The organism is Campylobacter concisus (genome assembly GCF_002913745.1).
GTDB classification, from domain to species: Bacteria; Campylobacterota; Campylobacteria; order Campylobacterales; family Campylobacteraceae; genus Campylobacter_A; species Campylobacter_A concisus_R.
This window is the reverse complement of the sequence record NZ_PPCG01000030.1, coordinates 14,160-28,197: the sequence shown is the minus strand read 5'-3', so window position 1 is coordinate 28,197 and position 14,038 is coordinate 14,160. Positions and strand designations below refer to the sequence as shown.

The 14,038-nt window shown below is 40.8% G+C and carries 14 protein-coding genes; 11 read left to right on the top strand and 3 right to left on the bottom strand.

Annotation, left to right across the window (positions count from 1 at the left end):
• The first annotated feature begins 61 nt into the window (after window positions 1-61).
• Window positions 62-1,447, top strand: a complete 1,386-nt coding sequence (locus CYO90_RS03680) for a DUF4139 domain-containing protein (RefSeq protein WP_103578482.1) — start codon at window positions 62-64, stop codon at window positions 1,445-1,447.
• Window positions 1,448-1,465: 18 nt separating this feature from the next.
• Here CYO90_RS03680 and CYO90_RS03675 read toward each other — a convergent pair whose 3' ends face one another.
• Genes CYO90_RS03675 through folD form a run of 3 tightly spaced genes read right to left on the bottom strand, consistent with a single transcriptional unit; the run spans window position 1,466 to window position 3,877 of the window.
• A complete protein-coding gene (locus tag CYO90_RS03675) occupies window positions 1,466-2,122 on the bottom strand; it encodes a site-2 protease family protein (RefSeq protein ID WP_103578481.1) in 657 nt (218 codons plus the stop codon).
• Window positions 2,109-3,014: a signal peptidase I gene (lepB, locus tag CYO90_RS03670; RefSeq protein WP_002939748.1), complete on the bottom strand. Its 906-nt coding sequence runs from the start codon at window positions 3,012-3,014 to the stop codon at window positions 2,109-2,111. Before lepB ends, CYO90_RS03675 begins: the two co-directional genes overlap by 14 nt.
• A gap of 11 nt (window positions 3,015-3,025) precedes the next feature.
• The gene (gene folD, locus CYO90_RS03665) at window positions 3,026-3,877 is read right to left on the bottom strand and encodes a bifunctional methylenetetrahydrofolate dehydrogenase/methenyltetrahydrofolate cyclohydrolase FolD (protein WP_103578480.1); all 852 of its coding nucleotides are present in this window, start codon (window positions 3,875-3,877) and stop codon (window positions 3,026-3,028) included.
• Window positions 3,878-3,960: 83 nt separating this feature from the next.
• Here folD and CYO90_RS10770 point away from each other — a divergent pair, with 83 nt between their 5' ends.
• The 10 genes from CYO90_RS10770 to gyrA all read left to right on the top strand — a co-directional run bounded on the left by CYO90_RS10770 (window position 3,961) and on the right by gyrA (window position 14,006).
• Entirely contained in the window at window positions 3,961-4,581 is a 621-nt protein-coding gene (locus tag CYO90_RS10770; RefSeq protein WP_103578479.1) for a c-type cytochrome, read from the top strand.
• On the top strand, window positions 4,578-5,861 hold the full coding sequence (gene hemL, locus CYO90_RS03655; protein WP_103578478.1) for a glutamate-1-semialdehyde 2,1-aminomutase: 1,284 nt from the start codon (window positions 4,578-4,580) through the stop codon (window positions 5,859-5,861). The genes CYO90_RS10770 and hemL overlap by 4 nt, the downstream gene beginning before the upstream one ends.
• Window positions 5,861-6,142, top strand: coding sequence for an AtpZ/AtpI family protein (locus CYO90_RS03650; RefSeq protein WP_103578477.1), 282 nt, complete (start codon window positions 5,861-5,863; stop codon window positions 6,140-6,142). Before hemL ends, CYO90_RS03650 begins: the two co-directional genes overlap by 1 nt.
• The gene (locus CYO90_RS03645) at window positions 6,126-6,644 is read left to right on the top strand and encodes a hypothetical protein (RefSeq protein WP_258030636.1); all 519 of its coding nucleotides are present in this window, start codon (window positions 6,126-6,128) and stop codon (window positions 6,642-6,644) included. The genes CYO90_RS03650 and CYO90_RS03645 overlap by 17 nt, the downstream gene beginning before the upstream one ends.
• Window positions 6,634-7,878, top strand: a complete 1,245-nt coding sequence (locus tag CYO90_RS03640; RefSeq protein ID WP_103578475.1) for an MFS transporter — start codon at window positions 6,634-6,636, stop codon at window positions 7,876-7,878. Before CYO90_RS03645 ends, CYO90_RS03640 begins: the two co-directional genes overlap by 11 nt.
• A gap of 3 nt (window positions 7,879-7,881) precedes the next feature.
• A complete protein-coding gene (locus CYO90_RS03635) occupies window positions 7,882-9,528 on the top strand; it encodes a flagellar hook-length control protein FliK (RefSeq protein ID WP_103578474.1) in 1,647 nt (548 codons plus the stop codon).
• On the top strand, window positions 9,525-9,794 hold the full coding sequence (locus CYO90_RS03630) for a FlhB-like flagellar biosynthesis protein (protein ID WP_223154848.1): 270 nt from the start codon (window positions 9,525-9,527) through the stop codon (window positions 9,792-9,794). Before CYO90_RS03635 ends, CYO90_RS03630 begins: the two co-directional genes overlap by 4 nt.
• A gap of 121 nt (window positions 9,795-9,915) precedes the next feature.
• A complete protein-coding gene (locus CYO90_RS03625) occupies window positions 9,916-10,482 on the top strand; it encodes a CheB methylesterase domain-containing protein (RefSeq protein ID WP_103578473.1) in 567 nt (188 codons plus the stop codon).
• On the top strand, window positions 10,472-11,296 hold the full coding sequence (locus CYO90_RS03620; RefSeq protein ID WP_103578472.1) for a CheR family methyltransferase: 825 nt from the start codon (window positions 10,472-10,474) through the stop codon (window positions 11,294-11,296). The genes CYO90_RS03625 and CYO90_RS03620 overlap by 11 nt, the downstream gene beginning before the upstream one ends.
• A gap of 88 nt (window positions 11,297-11,384) precedes the next feature.
• Window positions 11,385-14,006, top strand: coding sequence for a DNA gyrase subunit A (gyrA, locus tag CYO90_RS03615; RefSeq protein ID WP_103578471.1), 2,622 nt, complete (start codon window positions 11,385-11,387; stop codon window positions 14,004-14,006).
• Window positions 14,007-14,038 lie beyond the last annotated feature (32 nt).

Here is a 14,038-nt window from a genome sequence, read left to right as displayed (position 1 = left end):
ATAAAATTTTACTCTCAGCCAAAATGAAGCTATAATTTACCAAAAATTTAAAGGAGAAAATGTGAAAAAAACGCTCTTTTTAGTGGCTTCTACGTTAGCCTTTGCAAATGAAAATCTGATAGAGTTCTACACAGATCAAACCATCATCACTCAAAAATTTAGTGACGCAAATAGCTCTTTTAGCGCCTTTGTGCCAGAGGGTGTGCAGAGTGAGAGCATCACTATAAATGGGGATTGTGACGCGAATGCTTATCTAAAAAAGATCAGCGAAGAAAATAGCCCAAGTTACATAAAATGGAAGCAAGAAATTGCAAATTTAAACAACAAGCTTGAGGCGCTAAATGCAAGAGGTAGGTTTATAGAGCAGGCTTTAGTAGAAGAAAACAAAAGTAACGATGTGACAAAAAGAGCTGATGAGTTTTATAAATTTAGCCTAGAAAATATCGAGAAAATTTCAGCTGCTAAAAGTGAGCTTGAAGCGCTTAAAGAAAATGAGCCAAAGAGCGAGATGGCTGGATTTTTGCAGCTTGATGTGAAATTTGCTTGCGACCCAAAAGAGGCGACGCTTTCATACATGGATGATGAGGCCCCAAAGACGCTAAATGAAATTTACGCAGACACAAAAAACAAAAATATCTTGATAAAACAAGAAATTTTACTCACCAACCCATTTGCTAGCGATGTTAAAAATTTAAAGCTCGCCATCTATCCAACCAGATATCAAAAGGCGCTTGCTCCAAGCAAGTTTTACCCTTGGTACGAGGAGAGCGAGGCGGAGGCTGATGGTTACGGCGCTTCGAAAAATATGCTAAGAGCCGCGAAAGTCGCCGCTGAGGTCGCTGATATGCGTGTGCAAAGAGATGAGAATGAGTTTGCCAAAATTTGGAAGATAGATGGGATAAATTTAGCAAAAGGCGAGAGCAAATATATAACTTATGATACGCAAAAAATGGATGCAAATTTTAGCGTTTTTGCTGATTTTTACGGTTCGCTAAAGGCTTATAATGTAGCTAGCTTTAAGCTAAATGACGATCTAACGCCAGCTAAAACACAGTTTTATGTTAATGGCGTGAGTGTTGGCAGTCCAAGCGAGTTTGAGATGAAAGCTAAAGATGAGCCCTCACAGCTATTTTTAGGACAAAACGAGCTAATCGAGCTTAAAAAAGAGCGCTTAAATAAATTTAAAAAGAGCTCGCTTCTTGGCAAAGAGCGAATAAGCGAAGAGGGCTATGAGATAAGTGTCAAAAACAACTCAAGTAAAAGTGTCGATGTCACTTTGGTCGATCGTATGCCAGTATCTGCCGACGAGGCGGTAAAGGTCGAGATAAAGGGCTTTGATAAAAAAGATATCAGCAAAGATGGCAAGGTGGAGCTTAAATTTAGCCTCGCACCAAAAGAGGAATTTAAAAAAGAGTACTCTTATAAGATCACAAAGCCAAAAATTTAGAGCGAATTTGCTCTAAATTTAGCCATTTATAAAGGCACTTGCGATATCTAAAACGTATCTTATCGGATAAAAGATAGTGTCTTTTAAAGGCGAAATGAGGATGATGATAAGGATGACAAAGCCATATCTTGAGATGCCCTCTAGCTTTTCAGCTAGTGCGTGAAAGCCAAAATTTCTAAGCGCGTACTCGAGCGCGTGAAAACCATCAAGTGGCGGGATCGGATAGAGATTAAAGATGGCTAACATCAAATTTAAAAGCGCAAGCGTAAATAAAAACTGAAGTAAAATTTCAAAGGTTTCTATATTTAATAGAGCCTTTAGCACAAAAAGCGATAAGATGCCTAAGATGACGTTGTAGCAAATGCCAGCTAGGCTTACATATATAGCTGCCTTGTAGCCACCATTTCGCACGACTGTGTAGGTATTTACAGGCACTGGTTTTGCCCAGCCAAACATCATACCAGTGCTTAGATAAAGCACCAGTGGCACGATGATAGTGCCAACAAGATCGATGTGTTTTATGGGATTTATGCTAAGTCTGCCAAGATTTTTTGCGGTGTTGTCGCCAAATTTATAAGCGACATATCCGTGCGCGATCTCGTGACCGACGATGGCGATTATTAAAGAGAGGACGATAGTGGCGACTTTGATAGGGTCAAAATTAGTGAAGTCCATCAACTTCTCCTTCTTTTAAAGCTTGTTTTGTGAAAAACTCATCATTTTCTATCGTATCTACAAAGCGTCCGATACGCTCCCAGCGCACATTGTAGTTATTGTCCCAGCTAAAATAAATAAACCAAGGCTGTCCAACTATATCTTTGTAAGCCACGCTTCCCCAAAAACGGCTATCGTTTGAGTGGTCGCGGTTGTCGCCTATCATAAAGTACTCATCTTTTGGTACTTTGACATAAAAAGCGTTAAAGTTAAAATTTGGATTTTGCGGTAGTGAGCTAATGAGCGCTGGCTTCATAAAAACGTTTGATTTGTTTGTATTTAGCATGAAAACCATCTGCTCAAATAAATTTACATTTTCATCGTAGTGGATGCCACTAAATCTATATGGCTCTTTTATGAAAAGTTTGCCATCAAGTTCGGCTATATCACTGCATGAGTAGCCAAATTTGCTCTCTTTGCCGTTTAAATTCTCTCGGCAGTTTGCCTTTATAAAGCTATCTCCCTCTTTTGGGCGTAGATATAGGGCTTTTTCAGTAAAAACGATCTCGTCCTCGCTAGTTGCAAAGCAGCGCTTTACAAAGTGAGTTTTCTCATCGTTTGGATAGCGAAATACGACTATATCGCCCCTTGCAGGACCATCGCCTGTGATGAGGTGACCATTGTCATTTAGCTCAGGTAAAATTTTCACCTCAAGCCATGGAATTCTTGGTGTTGGTATGCCATAAACATACTTTTTAGCAAATAAAAAATCCCCAACCAAAAGCGTATTCTTCATCGAACCAGACGGGATCACAAAGGCTTGAGCTACAAAGAAAATGACAAGCAAAACGATGATAACCGTGCCTGTCCAGCTCGAGCAAAAGTCATAAAATTTAGTAAAAGCTCTCTTCATTATCTCACTCTTTAATTTTTAGCTATCTTTGCTTGTGCAGCAAGGATTGTGTTGTTTAAAAGCATGGCTATGGTCATCGGGCCAACGCCGCCAGGAACAGGCGTGATATATGAGCATTTTGGTGCGACCTCGTCAAAATCCACATCGCCCACAAGCCTGGCATCATCAAGTCTGTTTATGCCCACATCAACGACTACTGCGCCATCTTTTACCATATCAGCCTTTAAGAAAAATGGCTTGCCAATGGCTGCGACTATAAGGTCAGCATTTTTGCAAATTTCTTTTAAATTTGTGGTCTTGCTGTGTGTCACAGTAACCGTTGCAGAGGCGTTTAGGAGTAAATTTGCCATAGGTTTGCCAACGATGTTGCTTCTGCCGATCACCACTGCATTTAGCCCAGCTACATCTATGCCATACTCTTTTAAAATCTCCATCACGCCAAGGGGTGTGCAAGGCACAAAGCCATCTAGCCCGCTAACAAGTTTGCCAACATTTACAGCGTGAAAGCCATCTACATCTTTTCGTGGATCGATCGCTGCGAGCACGACGTTTGTATCGATGTGCTTTGGTAGTGGCAATTGAACCAAGATGCCATGGATGCTATCGTCTAAATTTAGCACGTTTATAAGCGCAAGTAGCTCGTTTTGGGTTGTATTTTCACTTAGACGGTGAGCCACGCTTTTTATGCCGTATTCGTTGCAGGCTTTCTCTTTGGCTCTAACGTATGTTTGAGATGCCTTATCTTCGCCGACCAAGACGACGGCTAAGGTTGGCTCGACACCAAATTTCTTTAGCTCATCAGCTCTTACTTTTACGCTTTCTTTGACCTTTAAAGATACGGCTTTTCCGTCTAAAATTTTCATATTCGATCCTTACTTAAAAGCTTTTTTAATCACAAGGGTGGTATCATACCTAAAAATAAATTAAATTTTTAAAAGAGAGGTTTATGAGGTCTGTTTTTTTGATTTTGCTTTTTTGCGTGGCGATTTTTGGAGCTGATTTTATCACAAAGACCGAGTACGCCAAGATGCTCTACCTAAATCCACGTGGCATAGGCTGTGATAAATGTCACGGCGCAAAGGGTGAGGGCAGCCTAATCTCTAAATACAAGCACTTTGACAAAAAAGCAAACAAAACGGTCGATGACGAGCTTAGAGCGCCAAAGATAAATGATATAAATTTTGAAAGCTTTAAAGCAGCTCTTACAAAGCCAAAAGGCGTCATGCCAAGTTACTTTTTGACAGACGAGGAGACGACCATCCTTTATGAATACATCACAAATCAGATGAAACCTCCTGCAAAAGCCACAAAAGTAGCACCTAAAAATTTGGCTAAGCCAACAGCACCTGTAGCTACGCAAAAACAGCCAGAACCTGCTAAAGCCGCCCCAAGCGCAAAAGCAGTAGAGCCAGCCACCGCGCAGGCACAAAAGGCTCCTGCAAAACCAGCTGAGCCAGCAAAGCCAGCTAGCACGCAAGCACAAAAGGCCCCAGTAAAACCAGTAATAAATCAAAAAGATAATCAAAAGACAAATTTAAAAACACAAAATCAAAAGGATAAAAAATGACAAATAAAGAGGCGTTTAGTGAAGCTAAAAAATATATCCCAGGCGGCGTAAATTCACCTGTTCGTGCATTTGGCAGCGTTGGTGGCGAGCCTGTGATGATAGATCACGCTAGGGGTGCTTATCTATACGACGTTGAGGGTAAAAAATACCTTGACTTCATCCAAAGCTGGGGACCGCTCATCTTTGGTCACTGCGACAAAGATATCGAAGAAGCGATCATCTCTGCTGTAAAACAAGGCGTATCTTACGGCGCTCCCTCACCAAAAGAGACCGCTCTAGCAAAGCTAATATGTGACGAGTTTAAACAAATAGATAAAATTCGCTTCGTTAGCTCTGGCACGGAGGCTACTATGAGCGCTATCAGAGTGGCTAGAGGATATGCTAAAAAAGACGGACTTATCAAATTTGAAGGCTGCTACCACGGACACAGTGACGCACTTCTTATCAAAGCAGGAAGTGGCGCTACGACATACGGCAACGCTTCAAGCGGCGGCGTGCCACAAGATGTTGTGAAAAATACATTTTTAGCTATCTACAACGATATAGAGAGCGTAAAAGCCATTTTTGAGAACAACAAAGACAAAATAGGCGTCGTCATAATCGAGCCAATCGCAGGAAATATGGGGCTTGTGCCAGCTGATAAGAAATTTTTACGAGAGCTTAGAGAGCTTTGCGATAAATTTGGCGCTGTGCTCATCCTTGATGAGGTTATGAGCGGCTTTAGAGCTTCTCGCCTTGGCTCATATCCATTTCACGAAGTAAGTGCCGATCTTGTCACATTTGGCAAGGTCATAGGCGGAGGCATGAACGTCGCTGCATTTGGTGGCAAAGCTAAGATCATGGACTGCCTAAGCCCAGAGGGCGCTGTCTATCAAGCAGGCACGCTAAGTGGTAACCCAGTGGCGATGAGCGCTGGTATAGCGGCAATTTCAAAGATAAATAGCGACGTAAATTTATATGCTAGACTTGAAAAACTAGCGAAAAGACTAATGGATGGCTTCAAAGAGGCAGCAAAAAGCGCTGGCATCACCATTCAAACAGAGGTTCGTGGCTCTATGTTTGGCTACTTTTTTACTGATCATGCAGTAAAAAACTACGACGATGCGCTAAAGAGCGACACAAAACTCTTTGCTAAATTTCACCAAGCGATGCTTAGACGTGGAATTTATCTTGCGCCAAGCCAGTTTGAGACGGGATTTATCTGCGATGCGATGAGTGAAGCTGATATCGATCTAGCGGTAAATGCAGCTAAAGAGGCATTTTTGGAGATAAAAGCTTAATGGCAAAGCTAAAAGTAAAAGATATCGTTGCAGGGGCTGAGCAGCTAAGCCTTGGCGTTTCAATCGTAGTTGCGATCTTGCTTGGCACTGGGCTAGGATATCTTGTAAAAAAGGCTACAAATTTCACGCCAGCGCTTTGGATAGGCTTTGCTATTGGCATCGCAGCTGCTATTTTAAATGTCTATAAAGCCTACAAAGCGCAGGTTAAAAGCCTAGATGAGCTAAAGGACGAGACTAGATATAAAGGCTACACAAAAGACAATGATGACGAGGACGATTAGCAGGCTTTTTATTTGCTACTTTGGGCTTTGGCTAGTCCTTAGCGTGGTTGGCAAATTTATATCAAATCAATTTTTTATAAGCTCGCAAATTTCATTTTTTGCCTCGCTTATCATCCTAACGGCTAGCTTTTTTGCCTATAAAAACCGCATAAACTCAAGGCTAGAAAATGCAAGAGATGAAATTTTAGCCAAGATAGAAGAAGAGGACGAAGAGGATGATGAAATTTTGCCCCAGAGGGAGGCAAAAGAATTTAGCCTAAAAGATGAAAAAGCAAGGCTAAAAAAGCAGAAATTTTCATTTAAAGATAGAAGCTTTGCAGCGGCTTTTATGCCTTATCGTTTGGTCGCTTACGCGATACTTTTTTTTGGATTTATATTTTTAAAAAATGAAAATTTACTAAACGTGCCTGGCTTTTTAGTGGGGCTTGCTCCGATGCCTATTGGAGCTTTTATCTTTGGGATAATGCAAAATAATTTGAGAAAGGACGCAGATGGCAAGTAGCTTTAGGATCATTCGCTCGATGGGGCCGCTATTTTTAGGCATGAGCCTACTTTTTATAGGCAATGGCCTAGTCATCGCATCTTGTAGCGCGCTTCTTAAGCAAAATGGCGTAGGTGAGCTTGCGATTGGACTAATTAACACTGGATTTTTCATAGGAGCGTTAATTAGCACGATCACAGCGCACAGGGTCATCTCAACCACCGGCCACATCAGAGCTTTTGCTATCTTTTCAGCTATCTTTGCAGTCTCTGCCATGCTTCACGCCATAAGCGAAAATTTGATATTTTGGGCGATTTTGCGAGCCTTTTTGGGATATTGCTACTACGCACTTTTGATGGTTATAGAAAGCTGGCTAAATGCTAAGATCCCAAACAAGATAAGATCGCGCGTCATCGCCTTTTATGAGTGCGTTTTTTACACCAGCTTTGGACTTGGAATTTTGATCTTAGCGCTTGATCTTAGCGCATTTGAAATTTTCATCATCAGCGCAGCTTTTATCATGCTCTCAAGCATACCTTTAAATTTAATCCGCATAAACCAGCCTCAAATCCCGCAGCGCCAGCCTATAAACATCCCAAAAATTTTTGGCATCGTCCCACTAGCCCTCGTAGGAGCGCTAGTTGCAGGACTTGCGATAAATGGCTTTTTTTCGATGGCAAGCCTCTTTGTCTTACTTCAAGGATATAGCGCAAAAGAGGCGTCATTTTTTATGACTATAGCGATGGCTGGGGGCTTTTTAGCCCAAACATTTATCGGAGGCTTTTCAGATAGATACGGCAGACGCCCAGCGCTCTTGCTTTGTAGTGCCGTAGCATTAGTAAGTGCAGCACTCTTTTTGCTAAATGGCTCAAATTTGATCGTTCAATACATACTTTCATTTTTCTTTGGCGGTGGCATTTTTTGCACATACGGACTTTCGCTCGCTAGGGCAAATGACGAGATCACAGACAAGACAAAGAGCGTCCAAGTGGCACGCGCGCTACTTTTTAGCTACTCTTTTGCCTCGCTTTTCTCGCCGCTTCTTATGAGCTATGCGATGAAAATTTTTGGCGCATTTGGCTTTATCTATGTCTATTTGGTGCTTTATGTTGGACTCATTTTATTTGCGCTAACGAAAAAGACCATACCACAGCATATGAGAAAAGAGTACAACGACAGGCTCGTTGCAAGGACGGCTGGCATCGCTACTATTCAGCAAAATGGCAATTTTGCCGATAGAGAAAATAAAAAGTAGAAAATGGACGTAGCAAATTCTCTAAATATATCAAACACCTCGGTTCAAACTGGGCAAAACGCCACCCAAAACGCGCCTGTCCGTAAAAACGAGGGTTCGCTTTTTAAAAATCAGCCAGCTGGGACGCCAAGCGAGCAAACCGTTTCAAACGCCCTTGATAACGTTGGCAAGCTAGTAGCAAGAGTGCTTGATGATCTAAAAAGTGCTTCAAGCCTTAGCAGGGCTGAGCAAATTTTATCTCAGGCAAAAGATACGAAGATCGCTCCAAATTTAGCTAGTGAGCTCTCAGACCTTGCCAAAAGCTTAGAGAGCGAGGCTGCGCAAAATGAAAGCCCTGAGATAAAAAGCCTTGCACTAAAGCTAAAAGAATTTTTAAAGCCAATAGCCGATCTTAAAGCTGGCTCACTAAATGATCAGATCAAAAACTCAGGTGTCATGCTTGAAGCAAATTTAAAAGATGCGCTTACCCCAGAGAAGCTGCCAAGCTCGATACAAAAACTACTAAGCGATATAAAAAATCTCTCAAATCAAAATTTACTTAGTCAAATTTTAACCCTAAATGATGAGAGCTTGGATAATCAAAACTCATTTATGAAGCTTACTTCTATGCTTGAAAAAGCGAGCGGTGATGCTAAAAACATCCTTGATAACTCGGGCGTAAAAACGCTTTTAAAAGATGTGGGTAAGCTTGATAATGTGGCTAAATTTCTAGATAAAAACTTCTCAAAAGAGCAAAGCGCAGACGCGGTAAAAAATCAGACCAGCAAGATGGAGAATTTCATCTCAAATTTAAGCGAGAAGGTGGCAAATTTAGTTAGCGAAAAACTAAATCAAAGTGTGGCTTTTAGCTCAAATCACAAAGAGCTAAAAGCTATCCTTGAGAGCCTAAAAAACGATCTAAAAATGCTAAATAACATAGGCGATGAGGCTGGACTTGTAAAGGCGTTTAACGAGGTTAGTGACGTCTCAAAGGAGGGCAGCTTGCAAGATAAGCTCCAAAGTGCAGCAAGACGCCTAGCTCATAGCCTTAGCCTAGCAGATCCAGAAGCTAGCACGGCAAAAAGCGATTTAGCCGAAAGTAAGGCGCTTTTAAAGCAGCTAAAACTAGCCACTAACGACATAAATAACATCACGACAAAGAGCCAGAGTGAAATTTCAAAGGTGCTAAATCAAGATGTAAAAAGCACGCTTTTAAACATAAGTGAAAAGAGTCAAAACGCCCAGAGCGTAAATGCTGCAAACAAGATGATCTCGCAAATAGAGATGCACCAGATGGTCTCAAGCTTGCAAGGAGGCATACAAACTTATATGCCTTATATCTGGGACGGCGTGGAGGACGGAAATGTCGCGTTTAAACAGGGTAAAAAGGATAAATTTTATGCCCAGATCGATCTAAATTTTAAGAAATTTGGCCAGATAAATGTGATGGTTGGGCTTGTGGATAAACGCTATATCGATCTATCGGTGGCAACGCAGACAAATGAGTTTAAAGAGCTTATCTTAGGAAATTCAAGCGAGCTAAAGCAAGCGATCTCAAAGCTTGGACTAATCGTTTCAAATTTTAACATCAAAACCTTGCCAAAGGTGAAGCTAAACGATAGATTTAAAAATTTTGGCGGCCTTGATGTGGGCTTTGATAAGAAAATTTGATGCAAGTAAATAAGAAAAAAGCCGTCGCTCTTGGCTACAACAGATCGCAAGATAACGCTCCAAAGGTGCTTGCAAGCGGTGCTGGCGAGATAGCAAATAAGATAATAAGCCTTGCAAAAGAGCATGACATACCGATCAAAGAGGATCCTGATCTCATTGAAATTTTAAGCAAGGTCGAGGTCGATCAAGAGATACCGCCAAATTTATATAAGGCGGTGGCTGAGATATTTAGCTTTTTATATAAGATCACAAATAAAAAATCATAAAAATACCTTAAGAGTACTCACAAAAACACTATATATTTGCTAATTATTATTGATATTTAGCAGTAAAAATTTATACAAAATAGACGATATAGTAAGCACAAAATAAAATAAAAGGTAATTTGTGGCACAAAAATTAATATTAATTGGTGCATCAACTGGTGGTCCTGGACATATTAAGAAGCTATTAAAGGACATAAAGCTAAATGGTGCCATCATTGTGATAGCTCAACATATGAACAAGATGTTTATACATTCTTTCGCAGTACAAATAGGAAAAGAGTGCAATATAAATGTTGAAATTTTGACCGAAAAAACGAATCTGAAAGAAAATATTGTCTATATATGTGAACAAAATACCTTAGTGGCGCCAACTTTGCCAATAAGTGCAAAACCTAATCCTGAAGAAAAAACGATATATACACCAAATGTAGATGTTTTGTTTAGCTCTGGAGTTGGAATTTGTAAAAGCGCAAATGTGCTAGCTATTTTACTAACTGGCATTGGCGATGATGGTGCAGCTGGGCTTGATAAGCTTTATAAAGCAGGTGCAAAATGCATAGCTGAAAATGAAGAGAGTGCGATAGTTTATGGTATGCCAAAGCGTGCTAAAGAACTAAATCAAAATTTAAAATCGTTAAATCTAATGATGATAAGAAAAGAATTGGAGGATTTTTTAAATGCTTTTTAACAAAGATACAAAGGGAAGTGAAGCTTTGGAAGTAAAAGCACCAAGCGACATGGATGGATTTAACGAATTTATGAGTACTATAAAGACACTTTGTGGGGTCGATCTAGAGCCAAAGAGAGATATTACACTTCAAAGAATTAGCATTTTTGCTAAAAACCGCCAGATAAAGAGCTTTAAAGATCTAGTTTCGATGATAAGATATGACTCAAATTTGCGCCAAGATATCTTAAATCTAGTAACTGTAAATGAGACATATTTTTACAGAGAGCTGACACAGCTTAAAGATGTTATTTACTATGCTAAAGATCTTGGAGAGGCTAGAATTTTATGTGCGCCATGTTCAACTGGTGATGAGCCATATTCACTAGCTATGCTGGCCTATGAGCTAGGTTTTAAGCAAAATGAAATTTCAATCGTTGGCATCGATATAAACTCAGAAGCTATAACGAGCTGTCAAAAAGGTATTTTTAGTGAAAGAAGTCTAAATAGACTAAGCGATTTTCAAAAAGAGAGATTTTTTACAAAAATTGATGACAAATTCCAGATAAAAAAAGAAATTTTACCAAGGTGTGAGTTTAAAATTTTAAATGTTTTTGATGATGCGATATTTAATCTTGGAAAATTTGATATCGTCCTTTCAAGAAATATGATGATATATTTTGACGATGAATTTAGACTAAAGTGTGTCGAGCGTTTACACAAGCTTCTAAAGCCGGATGGCAGGCTCTACGCAGGACATGCTGATCTTGTGCCATACACCCCGCTTTACACAAAGCGTTTTTCAAACGGAGCTACATATTACGAGCGTGCTTAAGGGTTAAATTTAACCCAGGCCGCTTTGCTCTTAGCAAGTTTTTATCAATTTTTGGCTAAAATCCCACAAGCTAAATTTAAGGATAAAAATGAAAGACAATCTACTTGAATTAACTCAAGATATCGCTTCAGTTGATATCGAAGATTCTATAAAAAATAGCTATCTTGACTACTCTATGAGCGTCATCGTCGGACGTGCTTTGCCTGACGCTAGAGACGGATTAAAGCCAGTTCATAGAAGAATTTTATACGCTATGGATAACCTCGGTGTTGGCAGCAGAAGTGCTTATATGAAGTCAGCTCGTATCGTCGGTGAAGTCATCGGTAAGTACCACCCACACGGTGATATAGCGGTTTATGACGCACTTGTTCGTATGGCTCAGAAATTTTCTATGCGTTATCCAGTCGTTGATGGACAAGGAAACTTTGGCTCGATTGATGGCGACAGCGCAGCTGCGATGCGTTATACCGAAGCTAGAATGACCATGCTTACTGAAGAGCTTTTAAAAGATATCGACAAAGATACGGTTGATTTTGTACCAAACTACGACGATAGAGAGGTTGAGCCAGATGTTTTGCCTAGCCGTGTGCCAAATTTATTATTAAACGGCTCAAGCGGTATTGCGGTTGGTATGGCGACAAATATCCCACCACACAGCCTTGATGAGCTAATAGACGGTCTTTTACTACTTCTTGAAAACAAAGAGGCGACGCTTGAAGAGGTTATGGAATTTATAAAAGGTCCAGACTTCCCAACTGGCGGTATCATCTTTGGTAAAAAAGGCATCATAGAGGCCTACCGCACAGGTCGTGGCAGGGTCAAGCTAAGAGCCAAAACTCACATAGAAAAAAAGCCAAACAAAGACGTCATAGTAATCGACGAGCTACCATATCAAACAAACAAAGCAAGGCTCATCGAGCAGATCGCCGAGCTTGTAAAAGATAAGCAGATAGATGGCATTAGCGAGGTTAGAGATGAGTCAGACAAGGACGGCATCCGCGTAGTCATCGAGCTAAAACGCGACGCTATGAGCGACATCGTGCTAAATAATCTCTTTAAATCAACTACGATGGAGAGCACTTTTGGCGTTATTATGCTTGCTATTAATAACAAAGAGCCAAAGGTATTTAACCTTATCGAGCTACTTAAGCTATTTTTAAATCACAGAAAAACCGTTATCATTAGAAGAACGATATTTGAGCTTGAAAAAGCGCGCGCAAGAGCCCACATCTTAGAGGGTCTAAAGATCGCACTTGATAACATCGACGAGGTGATCGAGCTTATTAGAAATAGTGCTGATACGGCGGTTGCTAGAGAAGGCTTGATGAGCAAATTTAACCTCTCAGAACTTCAAGCAAACGCTATCCTTGATATGCGTCTAAGCAAGCTTACAGGCCTAGAGAGAGAAAAACTAGAGGCCGAGCTAGCTGAGCTTATGGCTGAGATCGCAAGACTTGATGAAATTTTAAAGAGCGAGACATTGCTTGAAAATTTGATCAAAGAAGAGCTTCTTGAGATCAAAAATAAATTTAAAGTACCAAGAGTGACTGAGATCGTTGATGACTACGATGATATCGACATCGAAGATCTTATACCAAATGAAAATATGGTCGTAACCATAACTCACCGCGGCTACATCAAGCGTGTGCCAAGCAAGCAGTACGAGAAGCAAAAACGCGGCGGCAAGGGCAAAGTAGCGGTCACGACATACGATGATGACTTTATAGAGAGCTTCTTTACTTCAAATACCCACGATACGCTCATGTTTGTGACAGACCGCGGACAGCTTTATTGGCTAAAAGTCTATAAGATCCCAGAGGGAAGTCGCACAGCAAAGGGCAAAGCAGTTGTAAATTTGATCCAGTTGCAGCCTGATGAGAAGATCAAAGCGATCATACCAACGACTGACTTTGACGAGAGCAAATCGCTAGCATTCTTCACTAAAAATGGCATCGTAAAACGCACAAATTTAAGCGAATTTAAAAACATCCGCTCAGTTGGCGTAAGAGCGATAAGCCTCGATGAGAACGACGAGCTAGTAACTGCGCTCATCGCTCAAACATACGATGATATGCCGGTCACCGACCCTGAAAATGAGCTAAGCGTAGAGACAGAGGTGCTTGAAGTTGAAGAGCTTCAAAACGAGATCGATGAAGATAATGTAAATGCTGAAGAGGACGCAAACTCAGGCGATGAGATAATGCTATTTGTCGTTACTAAAAAGGGTATGTGTCTTAAATTTAAGATCAGCAAGGTTCGCCAAATGGGAAGAACTGCACGCGGCGTAACTGGTATCAAATTTAAAGAGCCAGGCGACGAGGTCGTAGGCGCAGCAGTTATCGAAAGCAATGACCAAGAAATTTTAAGCATATCTCAAAAAGGTATCGGTAAGCGCACAACCGCTGACGAGTACCGCTTGACAAACCGCGGCGGCAAAGGCGTCATATGCATGAAACTAACAAGCAGAACAGGCGATCTTGTGGGCGTTGTGATGGTTGATGAAGAGCAAGATCTTATGGCTCTAACATCAAGCGGCAAGATGATAAGGGTTGATATGCAAAGCATCCGCAAAGCAGGACGTAATACAAGCGGCGTGATCGTCGTAAATGTAGATGGCGATGATGTTGTAAGTATCGCAAGATGCCCTAAAGCAGATGATGGCGAAGATGAAGATGAAGCACCAAGCGAAGATATGGGGCTTTTGGAATAAATTTTGCTATTAAATTTTAAATAAAAGCATAA

Excerpts from the sequence above, each read along its gene's own strand:
- CYO90_RS03640 (WP_103578475.1), top strand. The coding sequence starts at position 6,634 with ATGGCAAGTAGCTTTAGGATCATTCGCTCGATGGGGCCGCTATTTTTA.
- CYO90_RS03675 (WP_103578481.1), bottom strand. The coding sequence starts at position 2,122 with ATGGACTTCACTAATTTTGACCCTATCAAAGTCGCCACTATCGTCCTC.
- lepB (WP_002939748.1), bottom strand. The coding sequence starts at position 3,014 with ATGAAGAGAGCTTTTACTAAATTTTATGACTTTTGCTCGAGCTGGACA.
- CYO90_RS10770 (WP_103578479.1), top strand. The coding sequence starts at position 3,961 with ATGAGGTCTGTTTTTTTGATTTTGCTTTTTTGCGTGGCGATTTTTGGA.
- CYO90_RS03620 (WP_103578472.1), top strand. The coding sequence starts at position 10,472 with ATGCTTTTTAACAAAGATACAAAGGGAAGTGAAGCTTTGGAAGTAAAA.
- gyrA (WP_103578471.1), top strand. The coding sequence starts at position 11,385 with ATGAAAGACAATCTACTTGAATTAACTCAAGATATCGCTTCAGTTGAT.
- CYO90_RS03635 (WP_103578474.1), top strand. The coding sequence starts at position 7,882 with ATGGACGTAGCAAATTCTCTAAATATATCAAACACCTCGGTTCAAACT.
- folD (WP_103578480.1), bottom strand. The coding sequence starts at position 3,877 with ATGAAAATTTTAGACGGAAAAGCCGTATCTTTAAAGGTCAAAGAAAGC.
- CYO90_RS03645 (WP_258030636.1), top strand. The coding sequence starts at position 6,126 with ATGACGAGGACGATTAGCAGGCTTTTTATTTGCTACTTTGGGCTTTGG.
- hemL (WP_103578478.1), top strand. The coding sequence starts at position 4,578 with ATGACAAATAAAGAGGCGTTTAGTGAAGCTAAAAAATATATCCCAGGC.
- CYO90_RS03650 (WP_103578477.1), top strand. The coding sequence starts at position 5,861 with ATGGCAAAGCTAAAAGTAAAAGATATCGTTGCAGGGGCTGAGCAGCTA.